General features: G+C 68.7%; 1 protein-coding gene. It reads right to left on the reverse strand.

The window, feature by feature from the left end:
* Positions 1-517, reverse strand: a 517-nt coding sequence (locus ACFQ0E_RS19230) for a hypothetical protein (RefSeq protein WP_386826656.1), incomplete at both ends; no start/stop codon positions are given.

Here is a 517-nt window from a genome sequence, read left to right on the forward strand (position 1 = left end):
CCATTGATCACGTCGCAGATCTCGTACGTCACCACGTACGTGCCCGCAGGCGTGCCAGGCGCGACATTCACCGCGCCCGTCAGCGGATCCAGCGTCACGTTCGGGTTCGTCGTCGACACCTGCGACAGCAACACCGTCGACAGCGTCGCCGGCGCACCGTCCAGCGTGTCGTTCACCAGCACGTTCGCCACGCCAACGCCGCCGCTCGCACCGTTCACCGGGCCGCCCGTGTCGTCCACCGCGTCGATCACCGGTGCAGCCACCACGATCGTCGCCGTCGCCGTGTCGCAGTTCGTCGTCCCGTTCAGCACTTCGCAGATCGTGTACGTGTACGTGTACACGCCCGCCGTCGTGCCAGCCGCCACCGTGATCGTGCCGTCCGCATTCATCACGATGCTGCCCGACGCAGGCGTCGGCGCAGCACCCGGGGTCAGCGTCACGTTGCCGCCCACGCCCACCGTCACCGCACCGCCATTCAGCGTGTCGTTGCCCAGCACGCTCGGCAGGTTGCCGCCCG

The organism is Lysobacter brunescens (genome assembly GCF_042677005.1).
Lineage (GTDB): Bacteria > Pseudomonadota > Gammaproteobacteria > Xanthomonadales > Xanthomonadaceae > Lysobacter_I > Lysobacter_I brunescens.